This window comes from Hymenobacter sp. BT18, from assembly GCF_012273015.1.
Classification (GTDB): domain Bacteria; phylum Bacteroidota; class Bacteroidia; order Cytophagales; family Hymenobacteraceae; genus Hymenobacter; species Hymenobacter lutimineralis.
Genome location: NZ_CP050954.1, coordinates 872649 through 890323, shown reverse-complemented (window position 1 = coordinate 890323; position 17675 = coordinate 872649). Strand labels below are relative to the sequence as shown.

The window sequence follows — 17675 nt, the reverse complement described above, 5'->3', positions numbered from 1 at the left end:
GCGGAACGTCAGCTGCTTATCTGGTAAACCAGTAAGTGTGCTCGATGTTATTCCTCGTCTGAGTCCGATGTTTCCTCGCTGCTGGCGGAGCTGATGGCCCGCACCCGGGAGCCGCCCGACTCGTCTTTCTGCACGCTGGTAGGGTTGCCGGCGTAGTCGACGTGGCTGGAGCCCGTTACCTCGGCGCGGAGTTTCTCGGCTACCCGCACCCGGGCCCGGCTGGCGCCCGACAGGTCGATGGTGGCGCGGTTGGTTTGCAGGCGCAGGGCTTCAATTTTGCACACGCCCGAGCCTTCAACATCCAGCTCCGACGCTTCTCCGCGCACCGCCGTATTGCAGGCCCCGCTCAGATCCAGCTCCAGTCGCGGCACGTTCACATCCAGCTTCACCATGCTGGCCCCGCTCTGCTCTACCTGCAAGGCTTTGCCCTGGAAGCCCGACACATCGGCGCGGCAGGCGCCGCTAAGGTCGAGGTGGACGAGCTCCGGCAGCTGCACCCGCACCAGGATAGGCTCCTTAGTGCCGGAAAATCCGAACAATCCGTCGCGCTCGGACCGGATGCGCAGCCCGTCGCCCACGGTTTCGATGCGCAGCTGGCGCAGGTCGCGCTCCTCCCCGGCGGCTTCAATCTGGTAGCTGTCGCCGCGGCGTACTACAATGCGGTAGGCTCCGCTGGCTTCAATGCTGTTGAAATCATCCACGTTGAAGGTCCGGCGGCCGTCGCCGTAGGCGTCCAGGTCGGTGTCGAAATCGGGGCTGCCCAGGTCGATGTTGATGGATTCGCCGTCTGAGTCCACATCGATGTCGAAGTCGTCATCGTTGTCATTATCCTCGTCGGTTTTGGTGCCGGGCGGGCAGCCAATGCACTCCAGTTTGTTGCCGCGCAGCTGGAAAGTGCGGTTCTCCACATCCTCGGGGATGTCGTCACCCACGAAAAACTCGCTGCCCAGCCAGTGAGCAAAGTCGCGGCTCATGCGGTAGCGCCGGTCGCGGGGCAGGCGTAGGGTCAGCATCAACTCTTGGTCGCGCAGGGGCGAGCCAGCCGCAATGCGGAAGTGGTTGTCGAATATCAGGGTAGAGTCGTTGAGGCTGCGCATCTGGTACGAGACGCTGGAACCAGCCGTGCGGGCCGCTTCTTCCTCCGTCACGCCCCGGGCGCTGGCTTCACGTAGCACACTGATTACCTGGCCGCTATCGGCCACTTGCAGCACCGAGCCCGTCCACTTGCCTTCTTCCAGGTCGCGCAGTTCCAGCCGCACCGTGCGGGCATTCAGCTGCGGAAACGATACATCCTGGGTTTGCTCGCCTTCGCGCTGGAAGTTGCGGCTGATGTGCACGCCACCCATTACCGAGCCAACCACGCCTAGCAGCCAGAGGCCCAGCAGGGTAAGCGAAGCCGTGCGGCTCAGGATGGACCGTCGCAGCAGCAGGCCAACGCCCGCCAGCAGCATGGCCAGGGCCGGAATAAAGGCTGAGAGAAAGGCGCTGAGCAGGAACCAGCCGGGCAGGTCGCCCAGGACCGTGGCCGCCGCTACGCCGTCTATTTCAAACTGCTCGGAGGTGAAGATGCCCAGGCCGGCACCCAGCATGATGATGGTGCCGATAAGCAGGGAGAAGCCAATGAGGATCAGGAAAAAGGCGGCGGCAACGCGCAGCAGGGTACCCAGCACGCTGAACAGGGGGCGCAGGTTGCGGAAAAACTCTTCCAGGAAAGTGCCTACCGGGCGCGTCGAGCTGCCATCAGCGGCCTGGTTGCGTACAGAAGAGTCGATGCCCGAGAGGGTAACGGCGTCGCCCCGCATCCGGAGTCTGTCGGAGGCCGTTTTGGCCTCCGGCAGTAGAATCCAGAGCACGATATAGAGCGGAATGGCGAAGCCTCCGGCGAAGACACCTAGCACGAACAGCAGGCGGAACACCACCACGTCCGTTTTGAAGTAGGCGGCCAGACCGGCCGATACCCCGCCTATTTTGCCCGTATCGGTGTCGCGGTACAGCTTCTTGAAAGTTGGGTCTTCTTCGGCTGGGGTGCCGTCGTACTTTTTCGGCAGGGCAATCCAAAGGATAATGTAGGTGAGGACTGACAGCCCGCCGAGGTCGAAGCCTTCGAAGCGCACAATGTTGTCGTCGAAATCGATAACACTGCCTACCAGCGGCTTGATGAAGAGCAGGGCCAGGAAACCCAGGCGCACCCACAGCGGGTTCACGCTGAAGTAGCGGGCAATACCGGCGGCTACCCCGGCAATTTTGCGATTGGCCATGTCGCGGTAGAGGCGGCGGGGCTCGGCATCAGCGGTAGTGGTACCCGTGCCGGCTGCCGGCGCGGCCTGGGGCATGCGGCCCGTGGCTACGGCCTGCTCCAGTTCATCCTCGTCTAGCTCATCGGCCGACTGAAACTCGCTGACGCGGCCCATCTTGGCGGTCATTTCTTCCACGTCGCTGAGCGTAATGACTTGCTTGGTGGCAGAAAGGCGGGCGGCGAACAGCTCGGCAATGCGGCCCTCAATGTCGGCCACAATTTCCTCGTGGCCGGGGTAGCCGGAGAAGTGCGCCCGTACTTCGGCCAGGTAGCGGCCGAGGACTTCGTAGCCATCTTCTTCAATGTGGAAGATCAGGCCCTGCAGGTTGATACTGATGTTCTTTTTCATCTGGTGCTGCGGTTCAGGAAGTACTGGTCAGAAACTGCCGGCCGTTACTCGGCGGCGGGGGTAGGGGTGGAAGGCTGGGAGCGGATGATCTGGATGGACTCCTCGATTTCCTCCCAGGTGAGGCGCAGCTGGTGCAGGAATTCCTGCCCTACGTCCGTGAGGGTGTAGTACTTGCGGGGCGGGCCGGAAACCGACTCCTTCCAGGTATAATCCAGCAAGCCGGCGTTCTTAAGGCGGGTGAGCAAGGGATAGAGGGTGCCCTCTACCACAATCATACGGGCTGCCGTCAGCTCTTCTAGCATGTCGGAAGCGTAGACCTCGCCCCGGGCAATGATTTCCAGAATGCAAAACTCTAGAATGCCCTTCCGCATCTGCACTTGGGTGTTCTCTACTTTCATAGGAGGGATGCGTGGTAGTGGATGAAGAATGAGACAAAGATATTGAAAGGTACTATGCAACGCAAGGTACTAGGTGAAAATATTTTTATGTTTTTCGGTGGGGCCTTTTTCTGGCCAGAATTGGCACTTTTTGCGGAGCTTTGAAGTCTGATTGGCAGGGCTGGCGCGTAGGTATTTCCGGCTGGTCGAGCCCGGAGGATACTTGGTCGAAAACCGATATATTCCGTGCACTATTCAGTGGACCTTTGCGTTAGCCAGCCACTCCGTTCCCCGAATTGTTATTCCGCGTATGAAGCACTTCTTCCGTTTTTCCCGCTTGCTGGGAGCCATGGGCCTGGGTTTGGGCCTCACGTCGGCTGCCCTGGCCCAGAGCACCGACAACACGCCCAAATACGCCAATGAGTTTTTGAACATTGGGGTGGGAGGCCGCGCCCTGGGCATGGGCAATACCCAGGTGAGCCTGGCCCAGGATGCCACGGCCGGCTACTGGAACCCGGCGGGCCTCCTGAATCAGAAGGCCAAGTATGATGCCGTGCTCATGCACTCGGAGCTGTTTTCCGGCATCGTCAAAAACGACTACGCGGCCTTTGCCATGCCTCTGGACGAGAAAAGCGCTATCGGGGCCAGCATCATCCGCCTGGGGGTAGACGACATTGCCGACACCCGGGCTTTGGTGAATGAATACGGGCAAATCGATTACAGCCGCATCAGTTACTTCTCGGTGGCCGACTACGCCTTGCTGCTTTCCTACGCCCGCAAGCTGGGTCCTGAAGGCCTTACGCTGGGTGGCAGCGGCAAAATTGTGTACCGCAACGTGGGCAGCTTTGCCACGGCCTGGGGGTTTGGCTTTGATGCCGGGGCCCAGTACCAGCGCGGCAACTGGCGCCTAGGGCTGATGGCCCGCGACATTACCACCACCATCACCGCTTGGTCTATCAACTCCGACAAGTTTCGGGAAAGCACCAACGACACCCTATCGATTCCGAAAAGCAGCTCGGAAATTACCCTGCCCCGTTTTGTGCTGGGGGCCGCCTACAACGTGAAGCTGCCGGGGCAGTTCACGGCCCTGGTGGCCACCGACCTGGAAATGACCACCGACGGGCAGCGCAACACGGCCGTTTCCACCAGCTTTGTGAGCATCGACCCCAAGCTGGGGCTGGAAATCGGCTACAACAACGTGGCGTTTCTCCGGGCCGGGGTCAGCAACTTTCAGAAAATAGAAGGAACCACTTCTACCAAAGAAAGCTGGCGGGCCCAGCCCAGCCTGGGCGTGGGCTTCACGGCCAGCGGCCTGCGCCTGGACGTGGCCTTGTCGCGCCTGGCGGTGGAGCAGGCCAAAACCAACTCCATTATTGTGTCGCTGGGCTACGGGTTTCACTAAGTGCTAAAACCAAGGGCCGCGGCATTTTCTTTTTAAGTAAACGACAACGTTTTATACGATGGATAACTCCTACACAAAAGCCCGGCTAAACTGGGGCTCCTGGCTGCTGCTGCTGTGCCTGCTGCTGCCGGCGGGGCCACTGCTGGCTCAGTCCGGGACCTACGGCAACGAGTGGATTGTCAGTGGGCAGCCTTACTATAAAATCAGGATTGCCCGCGACGGTATCTACCGGCTCGACAACGATTACCTAACCAAGGCGGGCATCTCCGGGGTAAAGCCCGAGGAGTTTCAGCTCTGGCGCCGGGGCAAGGAGGTGCCCATCTACGTAGGTGGTAGCCAGACTACGCTCGATGCTACCACCTTCATCGAGTTCTTCGGCCAGCGCAACGACGGCCAGCTCGACCGGCCCCTGTATAAAAAGAAAGGCGACCAGCCCCACGCTCTCTACAGCATGTTTACGGATACGGCGGCTTACTTCCTGACCTGGAAGGCCGGCACCCTGGGCAAGCGCATGGCCGAGCCCGCCGTGGAGGCAACCGTGGCCGCGCATCCGTACCGCATCCAGACGCGGATGACGATGTACACGCACGATTACCTGGCGGGCGACAACAGCGTCCTGTCCTTCCAGGCCTGGGCCGAAACCGGCGAAGCCTACCTCTCGGGCCAGTTCCACGCGGGCTACCCCAAGGAAACCCAGACCATGGACAGCATCCGGAACTTGGTGCGCACGGGGCCCTTACCGCAGCTGGATATTGTGGTAGTGGGCAGCTCCCGCTACAATCACGTTACCGATTTTACGGTAATTCCGCAGGGCAAGGGCACTACGCCCCGGGCCCTGGGCTCCTTGTCGTACAAGGCCTTTGCTACGGCCGGCACCACCTACGATATCAACTCCAGTGAGATAGGGACCAATGGCAAGCTCGATGTGAACTTTGCCATCCACGATATCGTGGCTGAGCCCAGTGACCGGTTCCGCATTGCTTATTTCCGGTTGCGCTACCCGCAGGTTTCGCGCTGGGGCAAGGCCCGCGCCATTACCTTTCAGAACGACTCCACTCTGGCCGGCCCGGCGTACTACGCCCTGGACTCCATTCCGGCCACAGCCCGGGGCTACGATATCACCGACCCCTACGCCGTGCAGCGCATCACGGGCGTGTCGCTGGGCGAGAACAAGCGTGGGTTCGTATTTCCCTCGGCCGATGGTCAGACGCGCAAGCTCCTGATTGCCGATAGTAACCGCCCCCAGGTTCCGCTGCCGGCCCGCCAGGTTTCCTTCCGGGCCATCGAAGCAGCTAAGGCTGGCTTTATCATCATCAGCCACCCCACGCTAATGAAAGCGGCTACCGACGTAACCAACCCCGTGCGGGCCTACGCTGAGTACCGGGCCTCGGTGGCCGGTGGCAAGCAGGATACGCTGGTGGTCACGGCCCAGCAGCTCTACGACCTGCACCACTATGGTGAAAGCTCGCCGCTGGGTGTTCGGCGTTTTGTGAAGTGGCTGCTGGCCGAAGCTCCCCGCGCCGACCGCAACCTGCTGCTGCTCGGCCGTGGCCTGCAAACCGGGGAGCGGGGCAACGTGCCTAACGGCCCCGGCAACGTGCAGTACCGCCAGTACGAGGCCCGCTTGCCCGAAAAAAACCTGGTGCCAGCTTCTACGCGGGCTGCCTCTGATATCTTCTTTTCTGCTAACTGGGAAACCGGCTCTTACCTGGCTGAAATACCCACGGGCCGCATACCGGCGCGCACGTCCCAGGAAGTGGCCAACTACCTGGCTAAGCTGAAAGAGTACGAGCAACTGGGCAATGAGCCCTGGCGCAAGAACATCCTGCACCTCTCCGGGGGCGAGGACGAAGCGCAGTTTCTGCAGTTTCGGGGCTACGTAGACGACTACAAGGCGCTGGCGGAACGTCCCCTGTTCGGGGGGAAAGTGGTGCGCACCATCACTCGCACGACCATTGGCAAAACCCCGGTGAACGTCAACATTGCCGATGAGCTGAATGCTGGCCTCTCGCTGATTACCTACTTTGGCCACGGCTCCCCCACGGAGTACGACCTGAACCTGGGCAACCCCAACGACCCGGTGAATGGCTACAACAACCAGGGCAAGTATCCGGTGTTTCTCATCAATGGGTGCGCCGGGGGCAATTCCTTTATTGCCGGCACTACTTCCGTGGGCGAAAACTGGTTGCTGGCCCCGCAGAAAGGCGCCATCGGCTTCCTGGCTGACTCGGATTTTGGCTACGAAAACCAGCTCGACTACTACTGCAATAACATGTACCGGGCTTTGTTCAACGACCCCAAGTGGTATGGTAAACCCGTACCGGTGGTGTTCCGGGAAGTGGCTGAACGCGTGCTGGCCAAGTTCCCCAACGACCCGCACTCCACGTCCCTGGTGATGAATACCATCTGGCAGGGCGACCCGCTGGTACACCTCTACGCCCCGGAAAAGCCCGATTACTACACCAGTGATACGCAGGTGAAGCTGCTGCCCGGAGCCGGGCAAACCAAGGTAGATGCCAACTCCGCCAGCTTCCGCGTGCAGGTGGGCACGGGTAACCTGGGCAAGTGGACGACCGACCCGGTGACCGTAACCGTAACGCGGGCCTATCCGGCTTCCAGCAGCCGCCCCAACGACGTACTTACTATCACTGCGCCTTCCATCGGCCGGGATACGCTGCTCACGTTCAACTTCGACAATACGGGCAACGTCTTCGGGCAAAACACCTTCACGGTGGCCGTGGATGCCGCCAACCAACTGGCCGAGCTCAACGAGAACAACAACCAGGCTACGCTGACTTACAACTTCCTGCAGGGCGGTATCACGCTGCTTTCGCCGGGCGAGTTTGCCATTGTGTCTTCGCAGAGTGTACACCTGATCGGACAGAACAACAATCCGTTGGCGACCAGCCGCGTCTACGAAATGGAGCTGGACACGGTGCCCACGTTTAACAGCCCGGCCCGCCTGCAGGCGACGGTTACGGCCAGCGTCACGCCCGATTGGCGGCCCACGCTGCCGGCTCCCGCCGCTGGCCAGGACAGCGTGGTGTACTACTGGCGCATGCGCTTCCAGACGCCCGCCGTCGATGAAGAAGGGGGCTGGTCTACCAGCTCGTTCCGGGTGATTCCGGACAGTCCCGGGGGCTGGTCGCAAAGTCACTACGGGCAGTTCGACCGCGACGATATTACTGGCCTGAGTCTTTCGCGCCCCGGCATGGAGTGGAAGTTTGAGAGCAGCCAGCTACCGTTGACGCTGCGCACCGCTGGCGGGGGCACCGGCAACGGCATTACCTACAACGCGGCCTACGGCGCGCAGCTGGGCAACGACCCAGTGTCGAGTGCGGACTGCGGTACCAACCTACCGAACCTGCTGGTGGTGGTGTATAACCCCCGTACATTGTCCTTCGTGAGCGACATAGCCGGCGGCCCTTACCAGACGTGCGGGCTGGAGTCGTCGCGCTACTACCATTTCGCGCAGAATGCTTCCGTCAACATCAATGCCGCGGCCAAGCAGGCGCAGCTCCTGACGCTGCTCAACAACGTGCCTAAGGGCTACTACGTGGCCGTGGTGTCGCTGAATCGGGTGCGGTTCTCCACGTTTTCGGCTGATCTGAAAGCGGCCTTCAACCGCTTGGGCTCCAAGGTTATCGATGACCTCAAAGATGGGGACCCATTCGTGCTGATTGGGCAGCAGGGCCTGACGGCCGGGCAGGCCCAGGAAGCCGGCCCCGATCTGGCCAGCACCACGCCTCGTACCAATCAGGTGCTGGTCATCACCAAAAACCTGCAAACCAACGGCAGCGCCGGGCAGATTACCTCTACCCGCATCGGCCCGGCCAAAACCTGGGGCACACTCTACTACACGCTCAAGCAAACCGAGACCAGCAGCGCCACCTTCAATGTTATTGGCCTGAAAAAGGACGGCACCACGGAAGTGGTGCGCAGCGGCGTAACAGCCAGCGCCACCGACCTGAGCACTATTTCGGCTGAGCAGTACCCTTACCTGCAGCTGCAGATGGAGCTGAAGGATGAGGCCAACCGCCAGGCGCCCCAGCTCAAGCAATGGCTGCTCACCTACACAGGTATTCCCGAAGGTATTGTGCGCCGGGACCTGGCCGCCGCGGGCAGCTACGACAACCTGGATAAGCAGGCTGAAACCGGCCTGGTGCAGCTACCCGTCGTGTTCCAGAATGCGTCGATGGTGGACTTCGCCGAGAAGGTAAAAGCCGTGGCGACCATTAAGAATGGCAGCGTGGTGCGCACCATGGAGTTGGAGTCGGAAGCGGCGTTGAAGGCCGACGCCACGGTAACCTACCTGTTCAAAGTAGATGTGGCCGACTTTACCGGGGCTACCACGGTGAAGGTGGTGGTAAACCCCCAGTTGCAGCCGGAGCTGTATTACTTCAACAATGAGCTGGAGGTGGCTTTCAACGCCCCCGACAAAAACCTGCCGCCTACGCTTGATGTGGCCTTCGATGGCCAGCACATTCTGAACGGAGACATCGTGTCGCCGACGCCCATCATCACAGCCGTATTGCACGATGATGATACGCGCCGCACCATGCAGGCCAGCAACTTCGAGGTGCTGCTGCTGCGCCCGGGCGGAACCTTTGCCGAGCCAATCGACATGAACAGCCCGGCCATTACGTTCAAGGCCGATGCCGCCAAAGGACAGGCGCAGATTGATTACCGCCCCGAAAAGCTGGATGATGGCATCTACAAGCTGCAGGTGCAGGGCAAGGACGTAACGGGCACCAAGGCCTCCACGGAGCGGTACGAAGTGACGTTTGAGGTAGTAAATGCCTCAACCATCACCAACGTGTACCCCTTCCCGAACCCAGTGACCAGCAAGACGCGCTTCGTGTTCACGATGACGGGTGCCGAAATGCCCCGGGACATGAAAATCCAGATCATGTCCCTGACCGGCAAAGTGGTCCGGGAAATATCTATGGCGGAGCTCGGGCCCTTGCACATCGGCAACAACGTGACCGAGTACGCCTGGGATGGCACCGATGAGTTTGGCGACAAACTGGCCAATGGTACCTACCTCTACCGCGTACTAATGGATAAGACCACTCAGTTTGACCACCGCCGTACCGACGGCGACAAGGCCTTCAAGAAGGACTGGGGTAAGCTGGTGCTGCTGCGCTAGGCAACCACTGAGTCCGGTAGAAACAAACAACGGCCGCTGAATAAGCGGCCGTTGTTTGTTTCTACCGGACTCAGAAAAGGAAAGGTGCAGTGGTAGCCAGCAGCGTAGCTCAGCTAGCGGCGGCGCAGCGTGACGAAGCTGAATGCGTAGGCGTGCTTTTCGTCGGGCTCGTGCCGCTCCCGGTTTTCTTCCCGCCACTCGCCGGGCGTGAGGTCGGGGAAGGTTACGTCGCCTTCTACCTCGTGGTGCACTTCCGTGAGGTAAACCACATCGGCGGCGGGCAGGGCCTGCCGGTATATCTCGCCGCCCCCGATTACAAACACCTCTTCATCGAGCTTCGAGGCCATTTCCAGGGCTTCCAGCACCGAGTTGGCGGTTTCGCAGCCTGTGGCCTGCCAGCCGGCCTGGCGCGTAATAACGATGTTGGTGCGGTTGGGCAAGGGCTTGCCAATGCTTTCAAACGTGCGGCGCCCCATGACCACGGGGTGGCCCTGGGTGAGCTGTTTGAAATGCTTTAAATCCAGGGGCAAATGCCAGAGCAGACGGTTATCGCCGCCTATCACGCCATTGTCCGCCACGGCTACTACGAGTGCAGTCATCAGGCTAGAAAAGAAAAAATGAGGTGCGCCGGCCGAGCATAAACCAAGACGGCGTAATAGTCATACTCCAAAAACCTGCGAGGTGTTGATACCACGCAGGAAGTCCGGCACCGGCATCCGCTTTTTGCCTTCCAGCTGCACATCCAGCAAGTCGAGCAGGCCATTGGCGGTTTGGAGGCGGAGGTAGGTGCGGCCATCGGTATACCAGCGGCCGGGCTGGCTGGCATCGGGCCCGCTGGCTTCCTCATCGTCGAGGGGTTGGGCCTTGAACACCTTCAGCGTGCGGCCGTCGGGCAGCTGGGTAAAGGCCGTGGGCACCGGGGAAAGTCCCCGTACCAGGTTGGCCAGCGCCGGCGCCGACTGCTGAAAATCCAGCCGACCGGTTTCTTTTTGCAGCTTTGGCGCTGGCCGCAATTCCGCCAGTGCCGGTTGGGGAATGCTGGGCGCCTGGCCGGCTGCTATGGCCTGCACTGAGCGCAGGGCCAGCGCCGCGCCAGCCGCCTTCAGCTTTTCATATAAGGTGCCGAAGTCATCTTCCGCGGCAATGTCCACGGCATCCTGGTAGATGAGGTTGCCGGTATCAATTTCGTGCTGCAGGAAAAAGCTCGTCACGCCCGTCTGCGTATCGCCGTGAATAAGGGCCCAGTTGATAGGAGCCGCGCCGCGGTACTGGGGCAGCAGCGAAGCGTGAATGTTGATGGAGCCCAGGCGCGGCATATTCCAAACCGCTTCGGGCAGCATCCGAAAGGCTACCACCACCTGCAAATCGGCCGCGTAGCTGCGCAGCTCCGCCTGAAACTCCGGGGACTTTAGGTTGGTAGGCTGGAGCACGGGCAGGGCGTGGCGCACCGCCGTCTGCTTCACCGCCGACTCCTGGAGCTGCCGACCCCGGCCCGCTGGCTTATCCGGCGCCGTAATGACGGCCACCACCTGGCAACCCGGCCACGCGAGCAGAGTTTCGAGCGTGGGCACCGCAAACTCGGGCGTACCCATAAAAACAATTCGAAGCATAGAGTAGGTCAAAAAGTAAGGCGCCTGTAGATGCAACAAGGATAGGGCTGCTGCTGGCTAAAGGCATTCACGGTTCAGTTGAAATCAGGATATAACAGATACTTCTTGCGTAAGGCCTTGTACTGGCCCAGCGCAGGCTCCCAAGAAGCCCGGATTTCCTGCTCCGACTTGCCGGCTACAACCTGCTGGCGTAGAGTGCTGGTGCCGCTGAGCTGCTCGAAATACTTGCCGAAAAACTTGTCCTTGGCCGTGCTCTGGCGGTAATAGTCAAGCAGGTACTTCAGGGTAAACCCTACGTCATTGCCGGTCTGGCGCAGGTCTTCGCCGTAGCACAGCTGGCCGTTCTGTGGCGGGGTGGGCGAGCCGGCGTTGGGCCGGGGTGTGAAGCTGAAGGGGCGCGTAGCGGGCTGGGTGGGTGCCCCAATTACTTCAAACGGGGAGTCCGTACCGCGGCCCACGCTCACATCGGTACCCTCGAACAGGCAGATCGTGGGGTACAAGGCCACGGCGTGGGCATTGGGCAGGTTGGGAGAGGGGCGCACTGGCAGCTCGTAGCGCGTGGCGTGGGTGTAGCCCTGCACCGGTACCACCGTGAGGCGGCACTGGCGGCCACCCGCCAACCACTTTTCTCCGTTGATCATCTGGGCTAGCTCACCTACCGTCAGGCCGTGGACGATGGGGATGGGGTGCATGCCCACGAAGGATTTGTGCTGGGGCTCCAGCACCGGCCCGTCCACGTACCAGCCGTTGGGGTTGGGGCGGTCCAGCACCAGCACTTCTTTGTTTTGTTCGGCCGCCGCTTCCATCACATAGTGCATGGTGCTGATAAACGTGTAGAAGCGCGTGCCTACGTCCTGAATATCAAAGACCAGCACGTCTACGTTCTGCAGCATTTCCGCCGTGGGCTTCTTGGTGGCGCCGTAGAGGCTGCGAACCGGCCGGCCGCTGCGGGCGTCCTTGCCGTCTTTGATGGTAGCGCCATCCGCTGCTTCTCCGCGGAACCCATGCTCCGGGGCAAAAATCACGGTTACGTCAACTCCTTTAGTGAGGAGCGTATCAACCAGGTAGGCCCGGCCAACGCGCGCCGTCTGGTTCACAACCAAGCCCACGCGCTTGCCTTTCAGCAAAGGCAGGTACTTGTCGAATTGGCCCGCGCCTACCACCACTGGGGCCTTTACCGGCTCGTCAGTAAGTATTTGTGGGGGCGAAGTACGAACCTGGGGGGCGACAGTAGCGGGGGAGCTAACGGTTGAGGAAGAGGTGCTTGCAGAAGTAGCCGTGCGGCTGCAGTCGGTAAGCAGGAAAGTAAAGCCGAGGAGTCCAGCAAAAAGGGCGAGAGGCATGCACAACGAAGCTAGAAAACTGAACGTAGACGTGTAGCTTTACGCCAGTGAACGTCTCCAGGTATATATCCCACAAAATTGATGGCGCCGACGCGGGGTCTTTTACCTCGACGGTGACAAAAATAGCCATTGTCAGCATAGCGCTGGGGGTTGCCGTCATGATTGTGTCGTTTGCTATCCTGGAAGGCTTCCGCAACGAAATCCAAAGCAAGATCTTTTCGTTCGGGTCGCACCTGACCATCAGCAAGTACGACAACAACAACTCCCTGGAGGTGGAGCCCATCGGCAACGTGCAGCTGCTCAACGACCTGAAGCGGTTTCCGCAGGTACAGTCGACGCAGCCCTTTGCGCGCAAAACGGCCATCATCAAAACCCGCGAAGAAGTGCTGGGTGTGGTGCTGAAAGGCATTGACGAGCGGCAAAGCCCCTCGCTGATGCGCCAGAACCTGGTGGAAGGGAAGTTTATCTCGTTTCCCGATACAGCCGCCTCCGACCAGGTGCTGCTTTCGCGCAAGGTGGCCGACAAGCTGCGCCTGAAAGTGGGCGACGACGCGCTGTTCTACTTTATTCAGAACCCGCCCCGCGTGCGGCGGTTTGTGGTCAGCGGCATCTACCAGACCGGCCTTGACGAATTTGACGAGGTGTACATCATCGGCGACATCCGCCAGATTCGGGAGCTGAATGCCTGGCCCGATACGCTGGTGGGTGGCATGGAAGTAGTACTCAAGGACTTCAAGCAGCTCGACCCCGTAGCCGACGACTTGTACGAAAACCTGCGCTATGACCTCAAGCTTGACAAAATCACGGATGAATACGCCCAGCTGTTCGACTGGCTGCAGCTACTCAACCGCAACGTGGTCATCTTCCTGCTGCTGATTGTATTCGTGGCCACCTTCAACATGGTCGCTACCATCTTCATTATGATTCTGGAGCGCACCAACATGATTGGCGTCCTCAAGGCTATTGGGGCCACCGACAACCAGATTCGGAGCATGTTTTTCTTCCGGGGGCTGAATCTGGCACTCCGCGGCATTTTCTACGGCAACCTGGCCGGGCTAGGCTTCTGTGCCATTCAGTACTTCTTTCACCTTATCCCGCTGGACCCCGAGAATTACTACATGGACCGGGTACCCATTCATTGGGACCCGCTCATCATTGTCCTGCTGAATGTGGCCACCTTCCTGATGTCGTTGCTGGCCGTGTTGCTGCCTACCTACCTCATTTCGCGCATCAAGCCCGTAGTAGCCATCAAGTTCGACTAGAACCACGGGTTCGGGCGGATTTTTTGGTTAATCCGGATTATGGAGACGATTAAAAAGGGCTTGCCGAAAGGCAAGCCCTTTTATTTTTCAACCCGAGCTTATTCACGCCAATTACAAAATCCGGGTCATCCGATAAATCCGCCCGAATCCGTGGTTTAGCCTACAGGTGGCTACTCTGCAAAATCAGGTTAGGGTCGGGGCAGAGGGCGGCCCACTGCGCTTTCTCTTCCGGTGCGGCCACCCCAGGGAAGTCGCCTACGCGGCCTTGCAGGTCGGCAATAATCTGGAAGTGCAGGTGCGGGGGCCAGTCGCCATTTTCGGGGGCTGGGCCTACTTCGGCGAAGGTGCCGCCCTTCTCAATCACCATACCGGGCCGCAGCAGGGCGGTTTCGCGGCGCGTAAGGTGACCATACAGGGTGTAAAAGGTGGTACCGGCCAGCTCATGCTCCAGTATTACGGTGGGGCCATAGTCGCCGAAGCCGGCATTGTCCTGGGCACTATGCACTACGGCTGCCAACGGCGCCATCACGGGCGTGCCGGCCCGCAGCCATACGTCTACGCCCAGGTGCAGGGAACGGGCAGGTTGGGTTGCATCGCCAAACAAACCGGGACTTCGCCGGTAGATTACCCGGTGCTCCAAATAACCGCCTACCCCGATAGCGGCCTGCTGCTGTTCCAGAAGCTGTTCTACCAGCGCTTCAAAGGCAGCGGTATCTCCCAAATCGGCCGTTGTAAGCCGGGGGTTAGCAGCCGAAAAATCCAGCCGGGCTACGGTTGGGGCACTTAAATCAACGGGCAGCACGGGGGCAAATTCGGCCTGGTGCTGGCGCAGTACTAAAGCAAGCGAAGTCATGAAAAGCAGTAAACCGGAGGGAGAGGGAAAATCGTATACCCGAAAGGTGTACGCAAGCTAAAACGTACCCGCCGGATTCACGTAATTTGCACCCCGTAATGCTCCCCGGAGCAATCAGCTAAATTTCCATTTACCACCCGTTTACTTGCCTGAATGAGCTCCCCATACCTCACGCTCAACGTCGTTGAAATCACCCAGGAAACCTCCGATGCCGCTACCATTCACTTCGAACGCGCCGACCGGCAGCCGGTAGCCTGTCAGCCCGGTCAGTTTCTGACGCTGATTCTACCCTGCGGCCCGGGAGGTAAAAAGGAGCGGCGGGCCTACTCGCTCAGCAGCACCCCCGGGGAAGCGCCCCGGCTGGCTGTGACGGTGAAACGGGTTTCGGGTGGGCTGGTGAGCAACTACTTGCTCGACACCGTGCGCGTCGGGCAACAGCTGGAGGTGATGGCGCCCCTCGGCAACTTCACCCTGCAGCCCCAGCCCCAGTTGGCCCGCTCTATTGTCTTGGTGGGGGCCGGCAGCGGCATCACCCCCCTCATGAGCATCCTGAAAGCGGTGCTGCGGGAAGAACCCCAAAGCCAGGTGCTGCTGGTGTACGGTAACCGCAACGAGGCGTCCGTCATTTTTGGCCAGCAGCTGCGCCAGCTGGAGCAGCAGTATGCCGGCCGCCTGCAGGTAGAGCACGTGTACAGCCAACCCACGCAGGGACCGGCCGCCCACCAGCACACCGGCCGCCTCAACCGCACTACTTTGCTGCGCATCCTGGAGCAGCGCCAGATTCCGGCCGCGCAGGCCGAGTATTTCCTCTGCGGGCCCGAGGGTATGATGGCCGAGGCCAAGGCGGCGCTGGAGCTGTTGGGCGTGCCCGCCGAGCGAATTCGCCGGGAAAGCTTCGTGGCCGCGGCCGAAACCATGGAAGCCGCCGCCGCTCAGCCCAATGGCCACGGCGACGTCTCTTCTGACGACGACGGCAAAATTGTCACGCGCAACGTCACCATCAACTACGAGGGCTCGGAATACCAGTTTGAAGTAACCCCGCAGCAAACAATTCTGGAAGCTGCCCTGGACCTCGACATCGATTTGCCGTATAGCTGCCAGGCCGGATTGTGCACCGCCTGCCGCGGCAAATGCCTAAGCGGGAAAGTTCATTTAGATGAGCGGGAAGGGCTGTCCGACGCCGAAATGAAGCAAGGTTATGTCTTGGTATGCGTTGGTCATCCCCTCACCAGCGACGTCGTAATTGAAATCGGCTAGGCCGAGCTTAGCATTTTTAGTACTTTTCTAGATGGATACTTTCGTCGAAACTGCGCTGGCTACCGACACGCAGCGCCCGCCCCGCCATTATTTGCCCGAAGATTTTCAAGTAGGGGACTGGGCAGGGCTGGAAGCTTATTTTATCGAGTTACGTGACCGGGCTATTCATTCCGCCGCCGAGCTGGAACGCTGGCTGCTCGACCGCTCCGAGCTGGAAAGTGTGCTTAGCGAGGATATGGCTTGGCGCTATATCCGCATGACCTGTGATACTCAGGATCAGGAGCGCGCCGAGGCCTTTCAGTTCTTTGTAAGTGAAATTGAGCCCCAGGTAGCGCCCTACGACCACGCTCTCAACGAGAAAATGATGGCGTCGGAGTTTCTGCCCGAACTCGATGCGGCCCGCTACCGGGTATTTGTGCGCTCGGTCCGCCAAGCCCTCGAGATTTACCGGGAGGCTAACATTCCGGTGAAAACCGAAATCAGCACCAAGCAGCAGCAGTACGCCGCCACCGTGGGGGCCATGACGGTAACGCTGCACGGCGAGGAAATGACCTTACCCCGGGCGGCCGACCAGCTGAAAAACCCGAACCGGGCCCTGCGGGAAGAAGCCTACCGCGCTATTCAGGAGCGCCGCCTGCAGGATGCCCAGCACCTGGACGCACTGTTTACCGAACTCGTGCAGCTGCGTCATCAGATGGCCCGGAATGCCGGCTTCCCCAACTTCCGCGACTACATGTTTGCCGCGTTGGGCCGCTTCGACTACAGCCCGCAGGATTGCCGCGACTTTCACCAGGCCATTCGCGAAACGGTAGTGCCGCTCATCGATGACCTCGACCTGGAGCGGCGGCAGGACCTGGCCTTAGCGGAGCTGCGCCCCTGGGACTTGGATGTAGACGTATCGGGGAAAGCGCCGCTGCGGCCCTTTGCTACGGGCGAGGAGCTGCTGGAAAAAACCGTGACGGTGTTTGAGCGCCTCGACCCTTTCCTGGCCGACTGCCTGCGCACTATGCGGCAAATGGGCAACCTGGACCTGGAAAGCCGGAAAGGCAAGGCACCCGGGGGCTATAACTACCCCTTGGATGAAACCGGGGTGCCGTTCATTTTTATGAATGCCACCAGCTCCTTGCGCGACGTGGTAACCATGCTGCACGAGGGCGGCCACGCGGTGCATAGTTTTCTTACCCGCCGCCTGCCGCTTTCCGCCGATAAGCACCCCCCGTCCGAAGTAGCCGAGCTGGCTTCAATGAGCATGGAGCTGATGAGCATGGACCACTGGGACGTGTTCTTTCCCGATGCCGAAGAGCTACGCCGGGCCAAAAAGACCCACCTGGAAAGTGTGCTCGAAACATTTCCCTGGGTTGCCACCATTGATAAGTTTCAGCATTGGGTGTACGAAAACCCGCAGCATACCGAGGCGGAGCGCCACCAGTGCTGGACCGACATCTTCGATGAGTTCAACCAGCGCACCGTGAGCTGGAAAGGACTGGAGGGATACAAGCCTTACTTGTGGCAAAAGCAGCTGCACCTCTACGAAGTGCCCTTTTACTACATCGAATACGCTATGGCCCAACTGGGTGCTATTGCCGTGTGGCGGAACTTCCGCCAGAACCCGGGGCAAGCACTGGAGGCCTATAAGCGCGCCCTGGCCCTGGGCTACACGGCTCCCATCGGCGAGATTTATGCCGCCGCTGGCATCCGCTTCGACTTTAGCACCGACTACCTGCGCACCCTGGCCGACTTCGTGCGCGACGAAATGGCCAAGCTGTAACGAGGCTGC

General features: G+C 60.2%; 11 protein-coding genes. 5 read left to right on the top strand and 6 right to left on the bottom strand.

The window, feature by feature from the left end:
* Positions 1–47: 47 nt before the first annotated feature.
* Entirely contained in the window at positions 48–2645 is a 2598-nt protein-coding gene (locus tag HER32_RS03675; RefSeq protein WP_168680622.1) for a PspC domain-containing protein, read from the bottom strand.
* 44 nt (positions 2646–2689) lie between these two features.
* Positions 2690–3043: a PadR family transcriptional regulator gene (locus HER32_RS03670; protein ID WP_149069032.1), complete on the bottom strand. Its 354-nt coding sequence runs from the start codon at positions 3041–3043 to the stop codon at positions 2690–2692.
* Positions 3044–3332: 289 nt separating this feature from the next.
* On the opposite strand from HER32_RS03670, the gene HER32_RS03665 reads away from it, so the two are divergent.
* A complete protein-coding gene (locus tag HER32_RS03665) occupies positions 3333–4424 on the top strand; it encodes a PorV/PorQ family protein (RefSeq protein WP_149069033.1) in 1092 nt (363 codons plus the stop codon).
* A gap of 58 nt (positions 4425–4482) precedes the next feature.
* Positions 4483–9573 (top strand): C25 family cysteine peptidase, encoded by a 5091-nt coding sequence (locus tag HER32_RS03660; RefSeq protein WP_168680620.1) that lies wholly within the window; start codon positions 4483–4485, stop codon positions 9571–9573.
* Between the two features lie 113 nt (positions 9574–9686).
* Here the strand turns inward: HER32_RS03660 and HER32_RS03655 are convergent, their stop codons facing one another.
* The 3 genes from HER32_RS03655 to HER32_RS03645 all read right to left on the bottom strand — a co-directional run bounded on the left by HER32_RS03655 (position 9687) and on the right by HER32_RS03645 (position 12526).
* Complete coding sequence (locus HER32_RS03655; RefSeq protein ID WP_168680618.1) at positions 9687–10172, bottom strand: dihydrofolate reductase; 486 nt, start codon at positions 10170–10172, stop codon at positions 9687–9689.
* 60 nt (positions 10173–10232) lie between these two features.
* Positions 10233–11183, bottom strand: a complete 951-nt coding sequence (fmt, locus tag HER32_RS03650; protein WP_168680616.1) for a methionyl-tRNA formyltransferase — start codon at positions 11181–11183, stop codon at positions 10233–10235.
* A gap of 74 nt (positions 11184–11257) precedes the next feature.
* On the bottom strand, positions 11258–12526 hold the full coding sequence (locus tag HER32_RS03645) for an exo-beta-N-acetylmuramidase NamZ domain-containing protein (RefSeq protein ID WP_168680615.1): 1269 nt from the start codon (positions 12524–12526) through the stop codon (positions 11258–11260).
* Positions 12527–12639: 113 nt separating this feature from the next.
* Here HER32_RS03645 and HER32_RS03640 point away from each other — a divergent pair, with 113 nt between their 5' ends.
* A complete protein-coding gene (locus tag HER32_RS03640; RefSeq protein ID WP_232066357.1) occupies positions 12640–13788 on the top strand; it encodes an ABC transporter permease in 1149 nt (382 codons plus the stop codon).
* 160 nt (positions 13789–13948) lie between these two features.
* Here HER32_RS03640 and HER32_RS03635 read toward each other — a convergent pair whose 3' ends face one another.
* A complete protein-coding gene (locus HER32_RS03635; RefSeq protein ID WP_168680613.1) occupies positions 13949–14641 on the bottom strand; it encodes a peptidoglycan DD-metalloendopeptidase family protein in 693 nt (230 codons plus the stop codon).
* Positions 14642–14794: 153 nt separating this feature from the next.
* Between HER32_RS03635 and HER32_RS03630 the strand changes: the two genes are divergently transcribed.
* Positions 14795–15898 (top strand): ferredoxin--NADP reductase, encoded by a 1104-nt coding sequence (locus HER32_RS03630; protein ID WP_149069040.1) that lies wholly within the window; start codon positions 14795–14797, stop codon positions 15896–15898.
* Positions 15899–15929: 31 nt separating this feature from the next.
* On the top strand, positions 15930–17666 hold the full coding sequence (locus tag HER32_RS03625; protein ID WP_168680611.1) for a M3 family oligoendopeptidase: 1737 nt from the start codon (positions 15930–15932) through the stop codon (positions 17664–17666).
* Positions 17667–17675: the final 9 nt, after the last annotated feature.